The organism is Acinetobacter sp. KS-LM10 (assembly GCF_036896575.1).
Lineage (GTDB): Bacteria > Pseudomonadota > Gammaproteobacteria > Pseudomonadales > Moraxellaceae > Acinetobacter > Acinetobacter avistercoris.
Genome location: NZ_CP145906.1, coordinates 97,661 through 121,252 on the forward strand (window position 1 = coordinate 97,661; position 23,592 = coordinate 121,252).

The 23,592-nt window shown below is 38.5% G+C and carries 23 protein-coding genes; 10 read left to right on the plus strand and 13 right to left on the minus strand.

The features are described from left to right. Nucleotides 1–247: 247 nt before the first annotated feature. The gene (locus tag V5M36_RS00455; protein WP_445206295.1) at nt 248–1,540 is read right to left on the minus strand and encodes a hypothetical protein; all 1,293 of its coding nucleotides are present in this window, start codon (nt 1,538–1,540) and stop codon (nt 248–250) included. A 59-nt stretch (nt 1,541–1,599) separates the two neighbouring features. Here V5M36_RS00455 and serB point away from each other — a divergent pair, with 59 nt between their 5' ends. From serB to V5M36_RS00470, 3 genes are all read left to right on the plus strand, one after another. Next, nucleotides 1,600–2,820 carry a phosphoserine phosphatase SerB gene (gene serB, locus V5M36_RS00460; RefSeq protein WP_338560895.1) on the plus strand — a complete coding sequence of 407 codons (1,221 nt, stop codon included), beginning with the start codon at nt 1,600–1,602 and terminating at the stop codon, nt 2,818–2,820. A 425-nt stretch (nt 2,821–3,245) separates the two neighbouring features. Continuing rightward, nucleotides 3,246–3,560, plus strand: a complete 315-nt coding sequence (gene aciT / locus V5M36_RS00465; protein ID WP_338560897.1) for a ciprofloxacin tolerance protein AciT — start codon at nt 3,246–3,248, stop codon at nt 3,558–3,560. 199 nt (nt 3,561–3,759) lie between these two features. Then, a complete protein-coding gene (locus V5M36_RS00470; protein ID WP_338560899.1) occupies nt 3,760–4,239 on the plus strand; it encodes an SCP-2 sterol transfer family protein in 480 nt (159 codons plus the stop codon). Nucleotides 4,240–4,324: 85 nt separating this feature from the next. Here V5M36_RS00470 and dtd read toward each other — a convergent pair whose 3' ends face one another. Further along, the gene (gene dtd, locus V5M36_RS00475; RefSeq protein ID WP_338560901.1) at nt 4,325–4,765 is read right to left on the minus strand and encodes a D-aminoacyl-tRNA deacylase; all 441 of its coding nucleotides are present in this window, start codon (nt 4,763–4,765) and stop codon (nt 4,325–4,327) included. A 231-nt stretch (nt 4,766–4,996) separates the two neighbouring features. On the opposite strand from dtd, the gene V5M36_RS00480 reads away from it, so the two are divergent. From V5M36_RS00480 to asd, 5 genes are all read left to right on the plus strand, one after another. After that, entirely contained in the window at nt 4,997–6,514 is a 1,518-nt protein-coding gene (locus tag V5M36_RS00480) for a catalase (protein ID WP_338560903.1), read from the plus strand. Between the two features lie 188 nt (nt 6,515–6,702). Then, nucleotides 6,703–7,167, plus strand: a complete 465-nt coding sequence (locus tag V5M36_RS00485) for an ankyrin repeat domain-containing protein (protein WP_338560905.1) — start codon at nt 6,703–6,705, stop codon at nt 7,165–7,167. Between the two features lie 132 nt (nt 7,168–7,299). Further along, complete coding sequence (pncB, locus tag V5M36_RS00490; protein WP_338560907.1) at nt 7,300–8,508, plus strand: nicotinate phosphoribosyltransferase; 1,209 nt, start codon at nt 7,300–7,302, stop codon at nt 8,506–8,508. Nucleotides 8,509–8,639: 131 nt separating this feature from the next. Next, the gene (locus V5M36_RS00495) at nt 8,640–9,488 is read left to right on the plus strand and encodes a sulfurtransferase (protein ID WP_338560909.1); all 849 of its coding nucleotides are present in this window, start codon (nt 8,640–8,642) and stop codon (nt 9,486–9,488) included. Beyond that, the gene (asd, locus tag V5M36_RS00500; protein ID WP_445206296.1) at nt 9,485–10,333 is read left to right on the plus strand and encodes an archaetidylserine decarboxylase; all 849 of its coding nucleotides are present in this window, start codon (nt 9,485–9,487) and stop codon (nt 10,331–10,333) included. Before V5M36_RS00495 ends, asd begins: the two co-directional genes overlap by 4 nt. A gap of 151 nt (nt 10,334–10,484) precedes the next feature. Here asd and phoR read toward each other — a convergent pair whose 3' ends face one another. From phoR to V5M36_RS00515, 3 genes are all read right to left on the minus strand, one after another. Then, nucleotides 10,485–11,843, minus strand: a complete 1,359-nt coding sequence (phoR, locus tag V5M36_RS00505; RefSeq protein WP_338560911.1) for a phosphate regulon sensor histidine kinase PhoR — start codon at nt 11,841–11,843, stop codon at nt 10,485–10,487. Nucleotides 11,844–11,867: 24 nt separating this feature from the next. Beyond that, nucleotides 11,868–12,578 carry a phosphate regulon transcriptional regulator PhoB gene (gene phoB / locus V5M36_RS00510; RefSeq protein ID WP_338560913.1) on the minus strand — a complete coding sequence of 237 codons (711 nt, stop codon included), beginning with the start codon at nt 12,576–12,578 and terminating at the stop codon, nt 11,868–11,870. A 243-nt stretch (nt 12,579–12,821) separates the two neighbouring features. Next, nucleotides 12,822–13,508, minus strand: coding sequence for a TetR/AcrR family transcriptional regulator (locus tag V5M36_RS00515; RefSeq protein WP_338560915.1), 687 nt, complete (start codon nt 13,506–13,508; stop codon nt 12,822–12,824). 199 nt (nt 13,509–13,707) lie between these two features. On the opposite strand from V5M36_RS00515, the gene V5M36_RS00520 reads away from it, so the two are divergent. Continuing rightward, nucleotides 13,708–14,553: an SDR family NAD(P)-dependent oxidoreductase gene (locus tag V5M36_RS00520; RefSeq protein ID WP_338560917.1), complete on the plus strand. Its 846-nt coding sequence runs from the start codon at nt 13,708–13,710 to the stop codon at nt 14,551–14,553. 161 nt (nt 14,554–14,714) lie between these two features. Here V5M36_RS00520 and V5M36_RS00525 read toward each other — a convergent pair whose 3' ends face one another. From V5M36_RS00525 to V5M36_RS00560, 8 genes are all read right to left on the minus strand, one after another. Further along, a complete protein-coding gene (locus V5M36_RS00525; RefSeq protein WP_338560919.1) occupies nt 14,715–16,082 on the minus strand; it encodes an MATE family efflux transporter in 1,368 nt (455 codons plus the stop codon). A 125-nt stretch (nt 16,083–16,207) separates the two neighbouring features. Beyond that, a complete protein-coding gene (locus tag V5M36_RS00530) occupies nt 16,208–17,362 on the minus strand; it encodes a methionine aminotransferase (protein ID WP_338560921.1) in 1,155 nt (384 codons plus the stop codon). A 276-nt stretch (nt 17,363–17,638) separates the two neighbouring features. After that, the gene (locus V5M36_RS00535) at nt 17,639–17,905 is read right to left on the minus strand and encodes a hypothetical protein (protein ID WP_338560923.1); all 267 of its coding nucleotides are present in this window, start codon (nt 17,903–17,905) and stop codon (nt 17,639–17,641) included. A 275-nt stretch (nt 17,906–18,180) separates the two neighbouring features. Next, nucleotides 18,181–18,738, minus strand: a complete 558-nt coding sequence (locus V5M36_RS00540) for a TetR/AcrR family transcriptional regulator (protein WP_338560925.1) — start codon at nt 18,736–18,738, stop codon at nt 18,181–18,183. After that, nucleotides 18,739–19,083 (minus strand): SMR family transporter, encoded by a 345-nt coding sequence (locus tag V5M36_RS00545; protein WP_338560927.1) that lies wholly within the window; start codon nt 19,081–19,083, stop codon nt 18,739–18,741. Nucleotides 19,084–19,306: 223 nt separating this feature from the next. After that, nucleotides 19,307–20,614, minus strand: a complete 1,308-nt coding sequence (locus tag V5M36_RS00550) for a DUF445 domain-containing protein (RefSeq protein ID WP_338560929.1) — start codon at nt 20,612–20,614, stop codon at nt 19,307–19,309. A 14-nt stretch (nt 20,615–20,628) separates the two neighbouring features. Continuing rightward, on the minus strand, nt 20,629–21,192 hold the full coding sequence (locus tag V5M36_RS00555; protein ID WP_338560931.1) for a CC0125/CC1285 family lipoprotein: 564 nt from the start codon (nt 21,190–21,192) through the stop codon (nt 20,629–20,631). 49 nt (nt 21,193–21,241) lie between these two features. Beyond that, on the minus strand, nt 21,242–21,781 hold the full coding sequence (locus tag V5M36_RS00560; RefSeq protein ID WP_338560933.1) for a DUF924 family protein: 540 nt from the start codon (nt 21,779–21,781) through the stop codon (nt 21,242–21,244). Between the two features lie 210 nt (nt 21,782–21,991). Here V5M36_RS00560 and gshA point away from each other — a divergent pair, with 210 nt between their 5' ends. After that, a complete protein-coding gene (gene gshA / locus V5M36_RS00565; RefSeq protein WP_338560935.1) occupies nt 21,992–23,569 on the plus strand; it encodes a glutamate--cysteine ligase in 1,578 nt (525 codons plus the stop codon). The last annotated feature ends 23 nt before the right edge of the window (nt 23,570–23,592 follow it).

A 23,592-nucleotide genomic window follows, 5' to 3' on the forward strand; every position in this document is an offset into this window, starting at 1 on the left:
TTGTGACATAGTCTAACGCTTTTTTGCGCATTTTGCCTATGCTTATCACATCCCCTTTACCTACACTGTTATACACATCTTCCTCATCGATTGAAAAGAGAGAAAAGCATGAGAACAGCGAAAACAGGCTTGTATTGTATAAAGAATAGACGTTTGTGGCTTTAAAATTACTAAAAAAGCAACGAGCAGAAAAAAACCAGATCTCATTTAGCATGAAATCTGGTTTAGTTATGTGAATAAAATCTAATTAAGAAGTCGGTTCAGGCGCACTTGATGCTTGTGAATTTTTACCTTTCAAAATTTCAGTACGAATTCGCTGTGCCAGTTCAGCACACTCTTCATTCATACCATTCATCATAAAGGCATGACGGGTGAGAACACTGGTCGGATTAGGCATTGGAACCAGTTGATAACATTCACCGAGATGTTTGAGTTGATCATTACTAAAATAAAGTGCCATTTCTTTGGCAATTAAATGATGGGTCAAACGTTCAGAAGCTTGAATGGCATCGAGTTGCATCGATTCGACAGGTGAAGCCACAGAACATCGCGTTTGTAATACAAAGCGTTTATCTTCACGGTAGCGCTTGTAAAGGACCTCTGACAATAATTGAAATACAGAACCAATCATTAACAAACAATGCGCAGCATTATTTTGTAGACCTGACATGCTCAGCACAGCACCTTGTTGATCGAACTCTCGATTCATCACAAAATCATCTTGACTGAGTTGATAGTGTTTTGCACAAAGTTCAATACTTTTGTTTAAGAAAATTTGACACAAATTAAAATAAGGCAGAGATACTGAGTGATTAACGGTATTGATCAACTGTTTAGGATCATAAAACTGAATATTCAAAGCCAAAGCGTCTTTATCTAATACCTTAACTTGAGTTGCTTTCTTTTCAGTCACAGGCTGTGCGTGGCCTATAGCTTGATGAGCGGCCATTTTATTATTGGTTTTTTCAAGTTCTAAGGCTTCAGTCAGTAGAATAATCTCATGCTTTAAACGTGATTCATTGTTTAAGCGGGCCAAGTACTCACTACGCGTTGGACGAGCAATGGCACGATAAGCCAGCCACAATAAACTATGAATAATCAGAGACACTAAGATCGCTAGCCATTGTGTACGTAAAATTTCACCAATACTTGGTTTAACTAAAGTGATCTCAATACTGCCGACTTTCTTTTCATTTTGCAGTGCATCACGAACAAAAACTTCGCCCTGACGTGTTTTCGCCATACCCGCAGTAGCCAACACTTGCTGACCCGAATTTAAGATACGAATATACGCAACACTTGGGTTGGTTGCATAACGATTCGCAAGCAGTGCCAATGAAACAGTATTTGCAGGTTCCAGCTCAGTCAGACTGTCCGCGACCAATTGACTGGTCATAAGTAGACCTTGACTCGCTCTATTTTCATTGAGCTGGTGAGTCGTTGCAATTACCACTAAAAAAGTATGTAAGGCAAAACTAACGATTAATAGGCTAGCAAATAGCCCTTGTCTAGGCGCATTCAACGTAAACTTCCAAGGCATTTATATTAAAATTCGATTATGATTCTAGCAATAGTTGTAGCTCAACCCAGAGTCAATTCATGCGCGAAATCATTCTTATATCATTCTTAGGACCTGATCAACCTAATCAATTTACACGATTAATGCAGGTTTTGTCCGTACATTCTTTGCAAATTTTAGATGTTGGACAGGCCGTGATCCATAACCAATTAACGCTAGGGATTGTTGTTTCGTCAGATGACCAAACAGCAACGGCTTTAGCAATGAAAGATATCCTTATTTTAGCACATGATATCGGTCTCACAGTTCGTTTTAAACCGATCACGACCACAGATTATGATCAATGGGTAACTGAGGGTGGCCGGACACGATATATCGTGACCGCATTGGCACCAGAGTTAACACCTGCACATTTGCAGGCAGTAACTCATATTGTTTCAAATCAAGGTTTTAATATTGAAACTGTGACGCGTCTTTCTGGTCGTCCAGATTTGGATGATTTGAGTGTTGGTCCAAAGCGAGCTTGTGTTGAGTTTGGCTTAAAAGGGCAGATGCTTGATGCTGCAGCGATGCGCGCAGCATGTTTACGCTTATCGAGCGAACTTAATGTCGATGTTGCTGTTCAAGAAGACAATGCATACCGCCGTAATCGTCGTTTAGTTTGCTTCGATATGGATTCAACTTTGATTGAACAAGAAGTGATTGATGAGTTGGCAATTGAAGCGGGCGTTGGCGCACAAGTTGCTGAAATCACAGAGCGCGCGATGCAGGGCGAGTTAGACTTTCAGCAAAGTTTCCGCGCACGTGTGGCATTACTGAAAGGTCTAGATGCTGCAGTACTTCCAAAAATTGCTGAACGTTTAACAGTGACAGAAGGCGCAGAACGTCTTATTTCGACATTGAAATCATTAGGCTATCGGACTGCTATTTTGTCAGGGGGCTTTCAATATTTTGCTGAATATTTAAAAGAGAAACTCTCGATTGATGAAGTACATGCCAATATTTTGGATGTTAAAGATGGCTTCGTGACGGGTGAAGTAAAAGGTCATATTGTCGATGGCGCGCGTAAAGCATTATTACTGCGCGAACTTGCCGATCAGATGGGAATATCTTTGGAGCAGGTGATCGCAGTTGGTGATGGAGCAAATGATTTACCGATGTTGTCAATAGCAGGTCTCGGAGTTGCTTTCCGTGCTAAACCATTAGTTCGTCAAAATGCCAATCAAGCAATTTCAAGTGTGGGCTTAGATGGTGTGCTTTATCTTTTAGGCGTGCATGACAAAGATTTAAATCGAGCATAAATATTTCAAATATGTGAAAAAAAGCGATCCATTGGTCGCTTTTTTAATATTCAATGATGAATAAAGAATCAATTCTAAAGCGTGTTTTAAAAAGCAAAAAAAACGATGCTGAAGATCGAAAAAAAGATGATTTTAACAAAAAAATATAAGGTATTTTTTTGTAATGACACGGCAAGATTGATGAGGACTCGTTTCCATTAGAAATAATGCGGATAAAAAATGTAATGACAAAAGAATGTTGCGACAAGGTGTGTCGTTTACAAAAGCAACAGGTCTTTTTTTCTAAAAAAAACTCACCATAATGCATGCAGAGGCTCAGAATAAGATCACTGAAAATAATTTGAGCTTTACATTTGTTGTCGTGCAGCTGTTCTAGTACAGCATTGAACAGCAACTGAAACTTGCATATTTTGACGGAGGTTTTTATGGTTACAGCTACTTTTGCAACGATACTTGGATTTTTTCTGATCGCTGTAGCGTTAGCAACTGTTTTCTTTTCCCCTTACCGTCATTGGTTAGGATTCATGTTTGCAGGAATGATTTTCTGGGGGCTATTGGAAACGATTCGTTTTAGTGTGCAGAATGTATTTGAAATGTCCTTAGCATTTAGCTATTTAACTGCGATCAGTTTAGCGATGATAGCACTTACAGGCTTTTTATTACTCGAAGATAATCGTGCCCAAAAAGCGTTGGAAAACCGTCAGTATATTGAACATACGCCTGTTTATGAAGATGACTAATCTAGATTGAGAATTTAAGTTAGACCGTAGAAAACCCGTTTTTTAATGTTTTATATTTATTTTTTATTCAAAGGTGTATCAAAATGATATACCTTTTTTTTGTCTATAATTTTGTTAAACAAGCGCTGATTATATTTACAATAAGGTATGGTAGGATAAATCTAATCTCTTCGAAAATAACACCAAAGGCTTAAATGTCATGAAACTTTCTTCAATTCCAGTGGTTAAATTACCAATTGTAGATGCGAGTACGGATCCACTCGATTTACTTATTTTGGGACTTTCGTTACGTATGAAGCAACTTGCTCGTACCAGTCCTAAATTTATTGAGTTGATTCATGACCGTCAATTCCGTATCCAAATTGGTACAGATTTGGGTGTGGCACGTCAAATATTGGTGAATAATGGTCAAATCGATACTGTGTCTGGAGATGCAGAAAAGGCTGACTTCGTTTTACAGTTTGCAGACAGTGAGCAAGGTGTTAAAACTTTAATGAAAGGTGATCCAACTGCGTTTATGACTGGCATGCAAAATGGCACGATTAAAATGGAAGGTGATTTCAGTTTGTTGGTGTGGTTTAACCAAGTGGCACGTTTAATTCCACCGAAAGTGCCTAAATCGGTTAAAGAAAAATTCAAAATTGCTCGTCAATTTTTAAAAGATAAAACAGGTAAGTAATTTTTTTGATAAATCATTATTTTTTATGCATCATTATGTTTGTTGAAAAGCCCTCAAATTGAGGGCTTTTTTAATAAGCATTTAATTATTCAACTTCTAAGTTAAAGGTGACAGGTCCGTCATTCACCAAATAAATTTTCATATCGGCAGCAAAAATACCCGTTTGAACATGATCAAATTGAGTCTTTGCATATTCAACCAAGGCTTCATATAGAACTTTGGCTTCACTCGGAGGCATTGCGGGACCGAAATCAGGTCTTAAACCTTTGTGGGTTTGCGCCATAAGCGTGAACTGCGATACTAACAGCAGTCCACCATCAGCTTGTGCAACATTCCAGCCCATCTTGCCTTGCTCATCATCAAAAAAACGATATTTTAGAATCTTATTAATGAGCTTTTTACCCTTTTCAAAATCATCGCCTTTGGCTAAACCTAAAAATACTAAAATGCCATGCTCTATCTCGCCAGTAATGTTTTGATCAACGACGACTTTTGCTTCGAGAACGCGTTGTAATAATGCGCGCATGTATAAAATCCATCAAGTGTTGCAAATAATGCAGAGGATTGTAGCAAAGAGAAATTAATCTCAGTAATGGGTGAGAGATTGATAGTGTTAAATCGTTGTAATTAAAAAATAAATTAATTCATTTATCTAATAAAACGATCAATATTATAACTATTATCCGTTTGCTCAATTATTACGCTTTCCGTAGAGTGCTTTAGGCAGGAAAGGTACTTAATTTTGAGAGAGAAGACGATGTTTAAGCGTTCTTTATTAGTTGTAATGGTTGCAGCAGCAACCGCAATGAGCCACGCAGCTCCATTGACTAAAGACAATGGTGCTCCTGTAGGTGACAACCAGAATTCAATCACAGCTGGCCCTAACGGCGCTGTTTTATTACATGACGTACAGTTGGTACAAAAGTTACAACGTTTCGGTCGTGAACGTATTCCTGAGCGTGTAGTACATCCACGTGGTACAGGCGTTTATGGTGAATTTGTTGTGACTAAAGATTTGTCTGACATTACCCTTGCTTCAATGTTTAAAGCAGGGACAAAGACTCCTCTTTTCTTACGTTTCTCTACGGTAATCCACCCTAAAGGTTCGCCAGAAACTTTACGTGACCCGCATGGTTTTGCCATTAAATTCTACACCAAAGAAGGTAACTGGGATCTAGTGGGTAACCAAACCCCAGTATTCTTTATCCGTGATGCGATCAAATTCCCAGATTTCATCCATGCGATGAAACCAAGCCCAATCAACAATGTTCAAGATGCGAACCGTGTATTTGACTTCTTACAAAGTCAACCATGGGCAACCAACATGTTGACTTATGTTTATGGTAAGCAAGGTGTTCCAACAAGCTACCGCGAACAGGATGGTTTTGGTGTTCACGCGTATAAATTGTATAACGACAAAGGCGAATACAAATACGTGAAGTTCAACTTCCGTTCACAACAAGGCGTTAAAGGCTTGAACGTGAAAGAAGCTGCTGAACAACAAGGTAAAGATTTTAACCACTTAACCAACGATATGTATAACAACATTAACGCTGGTAACTTCCCTAAATGGGATCTACACATTCAGGTTCTTGATCCTAAAGATCTAGGTAAGTTTGATTTTGATCCATTAGATCCAACTAAAATCTGGCCGAATGATTTAGTTCCGGAAGTTAAAGTGGGTACGATGACACTTAATCGTATGCCGAAGAACTTCTTCCAAGAGACTGAGCAAGCTGCTTTTGCTCCAGGTAACTTAGTTCCAGGTATCGAGCCATCTGAAGATCGTTTACTTCAAGGTCGTATCTTCTCTTACTCAGATACTCAAATGTACCGTTTAGGTGTTAATCACCAACAACTTCCTGTAAACCGTCCATTGGTTAATGTGAATAACAACAACCAAGAAGGTTACATGAATACAGGTGCAACGACTTCGAACGTAAACTACGAACCAAGCCGTATGGAACCAAAACCAGCAACTGAAAAAGCACGTGCAGTTGCAACACCAGTATCTGGTTATGTACAGCAAATGGGTACAAAAGAGCAAAACTTCAAGCAAGCGGGTGAACTTTACCGTTCTTACACTGCTAAAGAAAAAGATGACTTAATCATGAACTTGGCTGCAGATTTAGGTGCAGTAAAAGATTCAGAAACGAAACACATTATGTTGTCTTACTTCTACAAAGCAGATGCAGACTACGGTACGCGTATGACTAAAGCAGTCAACGGTAACTTGGCAACTGTTAAAGCGAAAGCAGCAAAACTTCAAGACTAATCTTGATGAGTTAAGAAATTGGCGATAGAGAGCGCAGGACTATCGCCTCCTTTAAGTCCTGTAAAACTCAAAACCCTTTCCTGCAATCCTAGGGGAGTTTTACAGGCACTCATGATTTACTGTATAGCGAGGTCAACGTGAAATTATTCTTGAAAAGTTTGATGATGGCAGTGTGTAGCATTTCTATCATGACCTTACTGAGTTTAGGCATTACTCAATTACATGCACAAGAAGTAAAACCCGTAACTGCTGAAAAAGTGACAAATTCACAAAAAGAATTGGTTGACTTGTTTTTTGCTGCGGCAAAAATAGGCAACAATGAAGTGATTACCGAATTCTTAAAACATGGCTTTCCTGTTGATGCTCGAAATCATCAAGGGTTTACGCCATTAATGATGGCAACCTATCATGGTCATCAAAATGTTGTAACGACCTTACTTAAAAATGGTGCAGACCGTTGCGCGAGAGACAATAAAGGCAATACTGCTTTGATGGGTGCGATTTTTAAACTTGAATGGTCGATAGCGAAGCAATTACGCAAAGTCGATTGCGATGCAAATGCACAGCAAACAGGACAAAAAACCACTGCAGAATTTGCCAAAGTGATTGGACAAGAGAAAGAATTACAAAAACTGGTTGAAACAATGAAGTAAGCAGATAAGACCAAAAGTAAATACAGTCATCAGATACTTTGGTCTTAAAAGGCGTAGTCGGACAGAAAATTACCAATGTGAACAAAAAAAATGTGCTTTAATGCCCAAAGGCACATAGAAATCACATCCAATATGGCTCCAATCATTCAATCTTTATTAGATACTGACCTGTACAAATTTACCATGCTACAGGTGATCCTACATAAGTTTCCTCAAGCAGATAGCGTTTATCATTTTCGCTGTCGTAATTTAGATGAAACGGTTTATCCTCTCGCGGATATTCTGGATGATTTGAATCTACAGCTTGATTCCCTATGTCAGCTCACATTTAAAGAGGAGGAGCTCCAATATTTACGTAGTCTTCGTTTTATAAAAAGCGACTTTGTAGATTATTTAGAGTTGTTCCAATTGAAACGTCGTTTTATCAAAGTCGGTATTGATGATCAAGGTCGATTAGATATTTCAGTCGAAGGACCAATGGTTCAAGCAATGATGTTTGAAATCTATGTTCTTTCGATTGTGAATGAACTTTATTTTAGTCGTATTCGCAACGATGACGTGATGATGGAAGGTGAGCGTCGCTTACTTGCAAAAGTTGAACTGCTGAAAAAATACCAACAAGAACAGCATCCCAATGATCCACCTTTTTTAGTCTCAGATTTTGGTACACGCCGTCGCTATAGTTTTGCGTGGCAAAAGCATGTGATTCAAGAATTCCATAAAGCTGCACCGCATATTTTCCGTGGCACCAGTAATGTTTTGATTGCCAAACAGATGGGTATTACCCCCATTGGAACGATGGCACATGAATTTTTGCAAGCCTTTCAAGCACTGGATGTACGTCTGAGTGACTTCCAGAAAGCTGCGCTCGAAACTTGGGTACAAGAATACCGTGGCGACTTGGGGATTGCCTTGACCGATGTCGTCGGTATGGATGCTTTCTTACGTGATTTCGATTTGTATTTTGCTAAGCTATTTGATGGTTTGCGTCATGACAGTGGTGATCCCTATGTGTGGGGTGACAAAGCCTATGCACATTATAAGAAACTTAAAATTGACAGCAAAACCAAAATGCTTACATTTAGTGATGGACTGAATTTAGAAAAGGCATGGGATTTACATCAATACTTTAAAGATCGTTTCCAAGTCAGTTTTGGTATTGGTACCAACTTAACCAATGATATGGGGCAGAAAGCTTTAAATATTGTGTTGAAATTGGTGGAGTGTAATGGTCAATCTGTGGCTAAACTTTCGGATAGCCCAGGTAAAACCATGACTGATAATGATACCTATTTGGCGTATTTGCGTCAGGTCTTTAAAATCGAAGACGCCAATTCTTAAGTTCTTCATTACTCATTCACTGATCCGATCCTTATCTGATTTTTTGCAATAAGCATGCAAAAAATCAGAATAATATCGAAAAAGTCTTATGCTAAGATCGAGTTCAATATCCAAAATAAAATATGAAAACTATGACTACAAATTCGTTTGATTTTGGTCTGCTCATAGAAGCGGAACAACTTTTACCACATTTAGGCAATGAAAAAATTCGTATTGTTGATCTGACCCGTAGCTCGGTTTATGAACAACTGCACGTGCCGCATGCCATTCATCTTAAACCTAAATATTTGGTGCGTCAGGAAGAACAAGCCTCAGGTTTATTACCAGATGAAGAGGGTCTAAAACAATTGATCGATCTATTAAATATCTCAGCAGATCATCATGTCGTGGTTTACGACGATGAGGGTGGAGCGTGGGCAGGTCGTTTAATTTGGAATTTACATTGTTTAGGTTTTTATAATACCAGTTTGCTCAATGGCGGTATTCATGCATGGTTAGGGGCAAACTATCCGACTTCTTCAGACGTAGAAAACATCGAAAAAGTCAGCGACTTATTGCCAGTGAATATTGAAAATATTGAACAACCGCGCATCTGTTATGACAAACTGTTACAACTGGTGCAGGAAGAATCTATCCAAATTTGGGACTGTAGAACCGCTGAAGAGTATACAGGGCAACGTTTAGCGGCGCGTCGTGGCGGTCATATTCCTGCGGCACTTCATTTTGAGTGGAGTACTGCACTTAATCGTCAAAATCATTTAAAATTACACCCCCTTGAACGCACTCAACAACGTTTAGAACAATTGGGCTTTCAATTCGACCAGCCTGTGGTGGTGTACTGTCAATCGCATCATCGTTCAGGTCTTCCTTATATTATTGGTCGGTTACTCGGTTGGGATATCCAAGCTTATGATGGTGCGTGGAGCGAATGGGGCAACCGCCTCGACAGTCCAATCATTACTGGAGAATCACCTTCGTGAGTCTGACAAATTTAAAAAAGAAGATCTTTATTCAAGCTCAACGTGTTGTTCCGCAACAACAGCTTAGCCGTGTCGTTGGTAAAGTTGCAGCCAGTGAAAATCCGCTTTTAAAAAATATTGTTATTCAAGCATTCAAAACGAAATATGGCATTGATATGTCGATTGCCGAACAGCAAAATGCATTGAAATTTAAATCATTCAATGAGTTTTTTACACGTGCATTAAAAGACGGTATTCGTGCAATTGATGAAAATGAAAATAGTGTGGTTTCACCTGCAGATGGTGCAATTTCACAATTGGGCAAAATCAATGAAGGTGATATTTTTCAAGCCAAAGGTCAAAGCTTCTCGGTTGAAAAATTAATTGGCGATCCTCAGTTGGCTGAACCATTTAAAAATGGTGAGTTTGCGACCGTCTATTTATCACCTAAAGATTATCATCGTGTGCATATGCCTTATGCGGGTACGTTGACTGAAACGTTATATATTCCGGGTGAACTTTTTTCTGTAAATCAAACCACAGCTGAAAATATTCCTGGTCTATTTGCTCGTAATGAACGTATGGTCTGTTTATTTGATACAGATTTAGGACGTATGGCAGTGGTGTTGGTCGGTGCCATGATTGTGGCTGGTATCGAAACTGTTGCTACTGGGAAAATTAAACCGACAGGGCGTTTAGAGCTCAATCATCATGACTTAGAGCTTGAGAAAGGTGCTGAACTTGGTCGTTTCTATTTAGGTTCAACCGCCGTAATTTTATTTGAAAAAGATAAAATGCAGTGGGATGCTGCTTTCAAAGCCAATTCAGTGGTTGTGATGGGCGAAGCTTTAGGCCAAACGATTTAAACGAGTTTTTCTATTTTTTAAATGAAACCAGAATAAAAAATATTTCTGTTTATAAAACATTTGAATGTTCGTAAAAAAAAGCGCTATTCGGCGCTTTTTTTACATCTAAACCAAAGTAATGTATTGAAATCTAAAAAATGCATTGAACCCGTTAATGCATGCAATATAGTCGTTCTTTAGGAAAAACGGCAATGAATGTTGAACCTTGATTTTCCTTAGATTCAATTTCAATATGTGCGCCATGTTGCATAAGAACATGTTTCACAATGGCAAGCCCTAAGCCCGTTCCTCCGGTCGCGCGACTTCGTGCACTATCGACACGATAAAAACGTTCAGTTAGACGAGGTAAGTGTTTGGGATCAATACCAATACCTGTATCTTCCACGGAAAAATAGCCACGTTCACCGTCATCATGCCAACCAATGGTGATGGTTCCACCTTTAGGTGTATATTTAATCGCATTGGTGATTAAATTACTGAAGGCACTGGCCAGCTCCATATCAGAACCGATCAAATCACAGTGACTGTCGATATCTAAATTCAGAGTATGACCATAATCAATATTGTAGGCTTGAGCATCATCAAATAAATGATTCATCAAATTCGGCATTTCAATAATTTGATTTTTAGCAATTTGTTTTTCATTTTCAAGACGCGATAAAAGCAGTAAATCATTGACCAAAGCATTCATACGTTTGGTTTGAGATTGCATTTGATCGAAAGCACGCTTCCAACGCGGGTTGATATCTTCTTGATCTTTAAATGTTTCGATATAACCGCTGAGTACAGTCAATGGCGTGCGCAACTCATGAGAAATATTGTCGACGAAATCAGAACGCATTTGTTCTAAATTTTTCATTCGAGTAATGTCATGTGCGACCAATAAGCGACTTTCATTACCAAATCGAGTGAGCTTGATTTGTGCATATTTATTATCATCTGTGGCAAGTTTGATCTTAATGCCATCTGGCGCAGCATTGATATTATGAAAATACTCGACAAAATCAGGCTGACGAATAATGGTTAAAAGATTACGTCCACGATCTATGCTTTGTATACCAAAAAGCTCTTCAGCAGCAGGATTCCACCATTCGATCTGGTGTAAATCATCGGTTAAAATAATCGCTTCAGACAACGCAATCAGCGAAGATTGAGTGCGATCAATTAATCCCACCATTTCCGATTGAACAATGCGCTCTTGGCGTTGGGAACGATAAACATTGAATAATAATGCGCCCCAAATGCCGTTTAAATTTGGAGGGACGTCGTAGGGACGATTCGCAATCCAGTCATTGACCAAGTACAGAGAACGTAGTTGAAAAGCAAAGAAAACTAGGCATGCCAGACCTAAGCATGCCCAAAAATATCCAATCCCTAAACCAATTAAAGCACCGATGATGATTAAGAATGCCAGTATACGTAAATCTTGTTTGGCAAAAGTCCACAAACTGCTATAAAAAAATTTCTTATGTTCACGAGCCAGTTTGGGGACGGGGTAGGGTTCATACATAAATTAGATTTAACCTGAATTACACTAGCCTAACGCGACGTCTGCACGTGTTGAGAAACGATAACCTGTGCCGCGTACTGTCTGCACATATCGATCTGCGCCATAAGGCTCTAACACTTTGCGTAAACGACGAATATGAACGTCAATGGTACGATCTTCAATATATACATTGCCTCCCCAAACTTGGTCGAGAAGTTGTGCACGTGTGTATGCTCGCTCTGGATGCGTCATAAAGAAAGCCAATAAACGGTATTCTGTAGGACCCATTTCTAAAATACTTTGATTAAAGCTAACACGTTGACTCACTGGGTCTAGAATTAAACCATTTGCATCAATTGTCTTCTCACCATTTAATGCATTTGCACGTCTTAATACCGCTTTTATACGAGAAACCAATTCACGAGTTGAAAAAGGTTTAGTCATATAGTCATCTGCACCTGCATCGAGACCTTGAACTTTATGGTCTTCTTCGCCACGTGCAGTCAACATAATGACAGGAATTTCTGAAAGACTTTCATCGCGTTTTAAACGACGACAAAGATCTACCCCACTTACGCCCCCAGGTAACATCCAATCGAGTAAAACGAGAGATGGACGTTGATCGACAATCATTTGATGTGCTTGTTTTGCATCTTCAGCTTCAAGACATTGAAAGCCTGCCATATCTAAAGATGTATGGATCATTTCACGAATTGGAAGTTCGTCATCGACGATTAAAATATAGTCATCTTTCACAACGCAATATCCTTAGGTGTACGGTATGACCGTTTATATTTATGACAGGCTTATTACAAAGATTAATTATGACAGTATCATTGCAGAAGCGTGCAAGAACGTCAATTCAACCCTGTTTTGTGACATAAATATTTTAAATCGTTGAATTTAAATATAAAAAATATGACAATTTATGTCATGTAAATGTCATATAAAAAATAAAGTCATCATATAACACGAAGTTTTGTTGCTAATTGATACGGATTAGCTTTTTACAAAACTATTGAGTAGGGCAGTAAAGATCACACGACATGCTTGTACCACCTCTTCGCGAGGAGATTTAAAGCCACTCATTACCCAACGTACTGCAATTTGAGTGACATAACCATTTAAACCCGTGGCGATCATTGAAATTTCTTTTTCACTTAAGTGGATGTGAGGCATCATCAAGGTCACGAATGCATGAATCATACGATCAAAGCGAGACATGGTTTCTTGAATGGTGGCATGATTATGTAACTCTTGTACCAACATCGCATCGACATAAATAATTCGTGCAGTTCGTGGATCATCTTGTAGCATTGCGAAAAATCCATTCAATCCTGCATCGATCATTTTCATTGGATCTGGAGATCCTTGTAAAACTGACTGCATTAAATTCTGTTGCATCTTTTCAACCAATTGTAAAAAGATGGTTTGAAATAGATTTTCGCTTTTTTTAAAAGATTCGTAAAAATAACGCTCAGTAAGCTTCGCTTCGTTACAAATATCTTTGACTGTAACGGAAAAAAAACCATGTTTTCCGTACATTTCAATACCCGCTTCAATCAGTTTTTCTCGACGTGCAACTTTGCGTTCAGATAGAGACATTCCTTTAAACTGGCGTTCTTTGACTACTTTTCGTGATGGCGTTTGTTCTGCTTCAGTTTGGTTTTTAGAATCTTCATTCATAAGTCGTTCAAGTTAGCGCTTTGATCAATTTTCTACATCTTAGCAATAAAATGGGCCTAAGCCTATGTTGTGAAAATTCACATTGTTAGCAACATAAATGACCTTCAGTGATATTGACAATATTTATTGTCAAAATTATAGTGAATCTTGAGCGGCACACGAAGTATGTTGTTGTGCATAAAAATCAAAAGGAAACACAATGAAAAATTTTAAAAATAAAGTGGCAGCAATTACTGGTGCAGGTTCAGGCATGGGCCAACAGCTTGCAGTTTTATTGGCAAAAGCGGGATGTCATTTATCAATCAGTGATGTCAATGAAAAAGGTCTGGCTGAAACAGTCGAGTTGCTGAAAAAATATGATGTTCGAGTAACGACTAAAAAGGTGAATGTCGCTGATCGTGATCAAGTCAAAGCTTGGGCTGCAGATACTGTTCAAAATCATGGTTCTGTAAATATGATTTTTAACAATGCGGGTGTTGCATTGGGCTCAACCGTTGAAGGTGCCAGCTATGAAGATCTTGAATGGATTATGGGAATCAACTTTTGGGGAGTTGTATACGGCACTAAAGAGTTTCTTCCCCTCATTAAAAAAACAGGTGAAGGGCACATTATTAACACCTCAAGCTTATTTGGTTTGACTGCACAACCGACTCAATCTGCTTATAACTCTTCCAAATTTGCTGTACGTGGTTTTACTGAGTCTCTACGTCAAGAGCTTGATATTGAAAAATCTGGTGTGAGCGCACTTTGTGTTCATCCAGGGGGTATCCGTACCAACATCGCCAATGATGCACGTATGAACGAAAGTTTAAAATCTTTAGGAATGAATCCTGAAAAATCTGCGCAAGCGTTTAATAAGTTTTTACGTATGCCAGCGGAAGATGCTGCACAACAAATTTTGGATGCTGTTTTACAGAATAAACGTCGTTTGTTGATTGGTAATGATGCAAAAGCGATTGATATTATGCAGCGTATTTTACCTGCAAGTTATCAAAAAGTGACTGCAATGGCGACCAAATTGAGCAAGCACTTTGAACCGAAATAAGATGTAATTTAAAGATAAAAACCCGCAGATGCGGGTTTTTTTGATGCTTATAATTACTTTCAATTTAGGTCTCATTTGAAATTAAACAGATGGAGCTTTTTTCAATTGAACACCATGATTTAAAAATAAAAAAACTGATCAATATCTCTGAATTAGTGTATTTAAATTAAAACTTCAATCGTTTTTTTCTTCCAAACAAATTGATAATAAAGTCCCTGCATGATGCACAAACAAACAAATGCCAAGGCATAAGCGTACCAAATCCCTTTCAAGCCCCACCATGAACTAAACATATAGGCAGCAGGAAGCTCAATCATCAAAATAGCAACAATATTAATGATCATAGGCACAGTCACCGTACCACTGGCACGCATGATAGATGCAAAAATAGCACTAGCACCAAAAAACAAAATCGACCATAAAACAATAAACAATAATTGTTGACCTAGGACAACAACGGCAGGATCAGTAATAAAGAGAGCCATCAAATATTTTGAGAATAGATAAGCCAGTATCACCAGACTTCCTGTAATCGCGATATTCATGGTTAATGCTGTTTTGGTCACTCGACTCAGTGAGTCGGCTTTACCAGCGCCTATGGCTTGCGCAGCGAAGATAGAGGCAGCAATACCAATAGAAAGCGCAGGGAATTGAATGTAGTTTAAAACTTGATTCACAGCGCCATAGGCTGCGGTTGCATCTGAACCATAACGATTTACTAATCCGACAATGACCAACCCTGCTACAGAGGTGGTGATCATTTGGATGCCCGTTGGAACACCAAGTCGTAAGATCACTTTAGTCAGCACAGGATCGTAACGGATAAATTTACACATCGCGCGATCTGGTTTGAGAGGATGATTCTTTTTATTTAAATAGAAAAATAGAAAAATCAGCACAGCTAAATAACCAATAGTGGTCGCAATCGCTGGACCAATAATGCCCAATTGAGGAAATCCAAAATAACCTGCAATGAGGACTGGGGTAATAAATAAACCTATTAAACTGGTCATTCCCAATGCGATTAATGGGGTAATACTGTCACCGACACCACGTAAAATAGAGGTGTAAATAATATAAATAAACAGTAAAGGACTTCCTGCAAGCATCCATTGAACATAAGGTAAAGACAAATGCATAACCTTGGGATCTGTGCCTAACGCCATTAAAATATATTTGGCTGAAAGCACACCCAAAATGGCGATCACTGTTCCACCAATGATGGTCATAAACAACGTTGAGCCGACAACTGCACGGACTTTTTCAATATTCTGAGCACCCCAAGCTTGACCAACCAATACGGTTGAACCCGCTGAAAGCCCGATGACAAAACCCAATAATAAAAACAAAATCGGGAAAAAAACAGCAACGGCAGCAATCGCTTCTACGCCCAACATTTGCCCGACGAAAATTGTATTAATCGTTCCTGACAAATTTTGAAGAATATTCGTCGCAATTAAGGGGACTAAAAAGATTAAAAAAACTCGCCAAAAATGAGGTTCATCAATCGGAATTAGAGGGGATGCCATATTATTATAGTGTCCATGATTTAAATAAACTTCTAGAATCAAACCTTAGCATTATCATGTTCGAAATGCTTTAGTCTTGAAGTTGCTTTAGTGTTGGTGTTTTTAGTCATTTTAGATGATGTGTTTTAAACAGCGCTCAGAATTTCACCAGCGTGTCTTAAGGTCTGTTCTTTTTTTGCAAAGCAAAAACGAATTTTTTTGAGATCCATCGGTGCTTGCTGATAAAAAACTGAAATAGGAATAGCGACAATTTTATGCTGTTCTGCTAAATATTGGCACATTTCAATATCATTTAAATCTGGGCGAATATCGCTGTAATCTAAGCTTTGGAAATAGGTGCCTTGAGCTGGTGTGAATTTAAAACGAGAAGCTGTAATACCTTGATTAAATAAATCTCGCTTCGCTTGATAAAATGCAGAAAGTTGCTGAATGTGCTCAGGATGTTGCTGCATAAATTGGGCAAGTGCCATCTGGATAGGCGTGACACCACAAAAATTAGCGAATTGATAAACCTGTCTGAATACCGCCATCAACTGAGGTGCTGCAATACAGTAACCAGTTTTCCAGCCGGTCACATGAAAGGTTTTACCAAAAGAACCAATCACAAAACTACGTTCACGAAGCTCAGGAAAGGCCAAGGCTGAATAGTGTTTCTGCCCGTCAAAAACCAGATGTTCATAGACTTCGTCGGACAGCACTACAATATTTTTATTTTTAATGAGTTCAATTAAATTTAACCAATCGGATTGAGCCCAAATTACACCAGTTGGATTATGGGGAGTATTCACAATGACCATACGCGTTTTATCGGTAATGGCATCTTTGACTTGATCCCAATCGACAGAAAAATCATGATGACGTAAAGGAATATGAATAGCTTTAGCACCGACCAATTGAACACTGGGTGCATAACTGTCATAGCTTGGATCAAAAATAATGACTTCATCACCTGCGTGGACCGTGGCTTGAATAGCACTAAAAATGCCTATGGTCGCCCCTGGTGTGATCGTAATTTCGGAGTTTGGGTCAAGCTGAAGTTGATCACGATTTAGAAAAATTTTCGCCACTTGTTCTCTGAGTGAGATTAAACCATCGCCCGCAGCATATTGATTATGCCCATTTAACGTGGCTTCGCTGAGTGCTTCAAGCAAAGCTGGTGGGGCATCAAAATCTGGAAAACCTTGTGAAAGGTTAAGCGCATTTAAACGTTGTGCCATTGCTGACATTACACTGAAAATCGTGACACCTTGTTGGGGAAGTTTGGAATGGATTTCGAACATGAATATTCTGTTTATAATGTGATTATTACTGCTACTTTAGCAGAACATTTTTAGGCTAAATACTGTTCTATGATTTATTTTGTTGAGTATTAAGAATAATTAAGAGCAGATGATTTAATGAATGTGATTATTGTCAATTACTTTCGCGTGATAGAGAAAATACACGCTTAGATCAAGTTTAGAAGGAGTGCCCGTTTTTATTGATCATCAATCATCAATCATCAATCATCAATCATCAATCATCTTCATAATGACTTGAATCAGTTATTTTTCTGATCAAGTAGACTTCTGATTTATTTGTTTCTTTAAATGCGAAATCTCAGATTTGAGTTGCTGAATTTTCTGATCTTTTTCATCTGGTATTGATGAAGAGAGTTCGCCAAATTTTTTAACTAATTGGCTATAGTCAATCAGATTATTATAATCAAGTTCGAATGCTCCACTTCTTACATATCGCATTATGGTGCACCGAGGTTTTCTATATGCTATGGCTGCATCGCTAATCGAAAACTTTTTTACAGGAGGTTGATGATTGCTGAACATATATTTAAATTGACTTAAAGACTGTGTTTAGATAAATATATTAAAAAACAATTAATCTGTAAAATGGATAAAAATTTACATATTGATCGAATTATTAGATATTGATTTCTTAAAGAATTAAAAAACCTAAATACATTTCTGATTTTTCGTATTTGATGTTTTAGAAATGACTTCTTTTGTCTCCAATATTCTTTTAAATATCAATTTTCTATAATGGTAACGCTTAACCCTTTTAAGAATTAGAGCTGTCAGCCTCATGGGGCGGATAGAAAACACTATCTTTGATAGGTTCTTGCTAGCAAGTCATTTTTGTATTTCAGACAGCTTTCTTTATCTATAATGTCAGTAATATCTTGAAGCCATAATCCATCAGTTGCCAAACGAATAAATTCTAATTCAGGGTGTTGATCTGTCTCGCTATAAAGTTCTAATTTTTCTTTGATCCATTGATCTAATATGGTGTTAAATGTTTTATCAGTAATCAGCGTCATCGCTAGAGCAGACCATGGAGAAATAAGCCCGTCTATTTCTGTCATAAACGCCGTATGTATGTATGCTCTCGTAAATTTACCATATCCAATATCATCATTTGAAATTAGATCTTCTATCTTGCGATCTAGGTGACGGATAATTTCATGGACCATTGCTTCAAGTAAAATTTCTTTATTCGCAAAGTGATGAAATACGCCGCCTTTTGTAATTCCAACACCATTCGCAACACTTTGTATTGAAATGCCCGAAGGACCTTTTTCTGAGGCCAACAGAATCGTCTGTTCAATGATACGTTTTCGTATAAGTTCTGGTTGTTTCTTTTGCTGCTTAATTTCTTTCACTTAATGACCTGTAGATTTAGAAAATAAATTTATGACTAAGACACCTGATACGATTAGTCCTATACCAATCAAAGCAGGGACATCAAGGGTTTGTTTGAAAACAAAATAACCCGCCACCGCAGTTAAAATAATTCCAACGCCAGCCCAAATAGCGTATGCGACTCCTAATGGAATAGTTTTAATCACCTGAGACAATAAGTATAGGGCGATACTGAACAGGATCAAAACCATCAAGCTTGGAAAGAGTTTAGTAAAGCCCTCAGACTTCACGATAAATGTACTACCGATCACTTCTGTAACGATCGCTAATCCTAATAATAGATAAGCCAATAAAAGACTATTCATCTCAAGCACCCTAATTAAATTCACATAGATACCAACCAGTCGGTATGTTATTTTAATTTTATAATTTTTGCAAGAAATGAAAAGAACGCTGATAAAAAATTTTACATCAGGGGATGATGTGAAATTAGATAAAACATATTGTCTACAGCGAGCATAAATTTCTATTTTTTTAAATCATTATTGAGTGCTGATCTAACGAAAGTTTAAGCATTCGTATTAAAAATTAAATCGCATACTCAACGACAGCTCGAATGATCCCAAGCACCAAACCAATAAATGCACCGACAACGACACCATTGACGCGGATCATATGGAGATCACCACCCACTTCATTTTCAATTTTATCGATCATTTCACGAGAGTCCCATTCGTGAATACGTTCACTAATGAAAAGGATCACTTTTTCACTGTATTGATCGCTTAAATTGATCGCGATGCCACTGAGCTTTTCATTGAGTAATTCACGAATCGCCGAGTTAGAAATAATATTTAAACCCAATTGTTGAATCGCAACTCTTAAGTTCTCTGCAATACCCGAATCTGTTTTGAGTAAATCTTCACGAATTGCATTACATAAAATCACCACAGCGCCACTAATAAAATTCAGCACTTGAGGACTATCCAGTAAAGCATCTTTGGTCGAATTTAGACGGGCACTGGCTTCGCTCTCTGTATCTGCCAACTGCACCATCAAATCGCGGCCTAAACTTTCAATTTTTTGTCGCCAAGGATGCTCAGGATCTGCCAGCATTGAGTCTACTCGCTCAATCAAAGAGTCAATGGTACGCTTTTGAACATCAATGCCAATCCAACTTGCGCCTTTCGCCAGTTTCCATACGCCCAATTCTTTAAACAGCGTTTGGGTTAATTCTTGTGTCTGCTCAGGGTGATGCGTCATCCAGTCATGGGCTAAATCGAGTCCGCGTTGTAAGACATCTTGATGGAAATCATTGTCTAAAACGGCTCGAATCATTTCACTGGCAAGGGTATTGATTTGAGTGTTCCTAACCCATTGCACGCTATTGGTTTGAATAAAACGACCAACTTGCTCTTGACTCACAAATTCAAAAATTTTAGGTACTGTTTGTTGAATAACTTGAGTCACTTGTGCGTTATTTTTAGGGTTTGCTAACCATTGACCTACAGCGAGACTTAAATCTGTCGTGTTCAGCGTTCTTTCAACGACCTGTGGTGATAGGAAATTTTCTTGAACAAAACGGCCCATTGACTCTGCAATACGGGCTTTGTTTCGTGGAATAATTTCAGTATGGTCTTTTAAAAATTTAGGAATCGGAATTCGACCAAAAGGATTACGGAACAGTACCGTAATGGCATACCAATCTGCTAAACCACCGACAACACCCGCTTCAGCAGACAACATTAAGATGTGAATTAACCAAACATATTCAGGCAGTAATTTTGCAACGATCATTAAAGCAACCCATGCCAAGACTGCAACAATGAGTGCGATCATGGCAAAGCGCTTACTGCGGTTTAAATTAGGTGAAACATGTGGCTCAACTGGATTCATTCACATTCCTAGTTCTACTGTTTATCTGTCGAAGTTTCAGTCTGAACAGGAAGCACTGCACCTGTGGAACTTACTCCGTATTTTTGTCCTAAAGACTGCAAAATTAACCGCGCATCGAAAGCGTCATTTGGCGCCGACTTTTTGTCTTTAAAGCATTGAATCGTATAAGACACTTGCACTGGATCAACTGTAACGACGTAGGGCATATCATAGAATGGATCATAAAATGCAGGATGTCTACGGTAGCCGTAACCATAGCCATAATACGTTGGGCTAGGATAAACCACAGCTTGACGTGGCGGTTGTTGAGTACGATTACTTGGATCATCCATGACTTTAAAAAATTGGAATCCATTTAATACCGAGGTTTGAGCCGCTTTCAATAGTGTGATTTCTTCAGCCGTACCAAAGCTCATATTTGATGAACCTTGAAAGCTGATGCGATAAGTTTGAGTATTTAAAGGGATGCTACTGAAATTTCCCAACTGATCAAAAGTACGTGGTTTTGAAGGGATGCTCGCGCAGCCAGAAACTGCCAATACTGCCAGTATGGTTAGACTGATCAATGATATTTTCATCTTTTTCTCCAAAGCCTGAGCAGTATGGTTTTGTCTCAATTATAACAGTTTAGAAACTGCTATTGGGTTGCTGTAAAAAGCTGATTTCTTCTGCTGTAGATTCACGTTCTAAAATGACATTACGATGTGGATAGCGTCCAAAACGATCAATAATCACTTTGTGTTTTTTCTCAAAATCTAAGTTTACAGGATTCGCCAAAGCCTCAAATAGACTCAAAGCCTGCTCATGAATGATTTTAGATTCGCTATGCATGAATGGCATATAGACAAATGAGCGTTGTTCAGGACTTAAATTTAAATCTAAACCTAAGCGAATCGTTTCTTGTGCCAAAGACAGTGCCAATGGATCTTGCGCAAATGCTGCTGGATGATCACGGAACAGATTACGAGAAAATTGATCTAGAACAACAATTTCAGCCAAACGTCCTTCAGCTGTTTCTCGCCAAGTCCATAGTTCACATTGCATGGCTTGTTGTAAGGTATGACCAAATTTTTCTTCAATTTCTAGGTCGAAATCATCGCTTTTGGCAAACCAAAATGCTTTATTTTCTTCATCAAACCAAAAATCCAGTATTTGCTGATAATTCATAATATTTACAGTTCATTAGAAGTTATATCCTCATAAAATCACAAATAAGCGATGTCTTAAAGTCTAAGTTTGTGATAAATATTTGCCAAATTAAGTGTTTTGCTGGTCTTAAATTCATATGTAATCTGCATTTGGGACAATAATTCACGGTATACTAGATGTAAATTAATAATTTTATTTAAGTCGTTCTTTAAGATAAGCGAGTAAGTAATGAGTCAACCTGAAGCGACCTCACCATCAGTATTACCAAATTGGGTGGATTCTGCATTATTCAAAGGCATGTTGCGTGGAATAGAACGTGAAAGTTTACGCATGCAAAGTAATGGATTTTTATCTCAAGCAGATCATCCCAAAGCTTTAGGCTCGGCACTTACACATCCGCATATTACGACAGATTATTCTGAGGCTTTGATGGAGTTTATTACGCCTCCAAAGCCAAGTATTGCAGAAGCATTAGCGTATTTAAAAGATATTCATGCAGTGGCGCATCGCCATTTAGAAAATGGTGAAAAACTCTGGCCATTGTCTATGCCCTGTATGTTGGATGACGAAGAAGAAAGTATCCGATTGGCAGAATACGGAACCTCTAATATTGGTCGTTTTAAAACACTGTATCGTCACGGTTTAGGGGTTCGTTATGGACGCCGTATGCAAACGATTTCAGGTGTACATTATAATGTCTCATTCCCTGATGAGTTATTTGAAAGCTTACAACAACATGAGACAGACGAGCGTTTAAAAGCACTTAGTTTGCAAGACTATCGCAGTCATCGTTACTTTGGTTTGATTCGTAACTTTATTCGTTTAACACCACTGGTTATGTTACTCGTCGGGGCAAGTCCATCGGTGTGTAAATGTTTTATGACTGGGCGGGAACATCATTTATTACCTTTGCTTAAAGGCACATTATATTTGCCTTATGCAACGGGTCTACGTATGGGCCGTTTTGGCTATCAGAACTCAGCTCAGAAAGAACTGGGGATCCATTATAATGATTTGGTAGGCTATTTAGAGGGATTGCAAAAAGCAGTTCATACGCCATATAGCGCATTTAGTCGTTTAGGGTTGAATGACGCAGAAGGTCAACCGATTCAAATTAATGACCATATTTTACAAATTGAAAATGAGTACTACAGTCTGGTTCGTCCTAAACAAGTGCCACAGGCTGATGAAACCCCATCAGACGCGCTTGCAAAGCGCGGTGTAGGCTATGTTGAATTACGCGCAGTTGATGTAGATCCTTATAGTCCGATTGGCATTACAGAAGATACAGCAGGTTTTCTTGAAGTACTCGCGCTGTATTGCTTGTTAAAAGACAGCCCCGCTTTGTTTGATTCAGAACTCGATATTATTGAAAAAAACCAAGCAGAAGTGGTCAATCGTGGACGAGCGCCCAATGCTGAAATTATTGAAAATGGCCAGACAATAGAGATAGAGACTTGGGCAAAGCAGCATCTTAATGAAATGCAAGTTCTGGCTGCGGCGTTAAATCAAGGTTCTGAAACACAGCTCTATACAGATGCATTAAACGTGATGTTACAGCGGGTGGATGAAGTGGATGATACTTTGTCCGCGCAGGTGATCGCAGATACCTTAACGCATAATGGGACTTGGAATTTTGGGAGTTTCATGGCGCAGCAACATGCTGACGTGTATGAACAACATCAACTTGACTCTGAAACTTTGGCGTATTTTGAGCAGTTAACCCAGCAATCCTTAGAACAACAGCAAAAACTTGAACAAGACACAACGATCAGTTTTGATGAGTATCTTAAAACTTATAGATAATCCTTAAAGCCTATAAATAATAA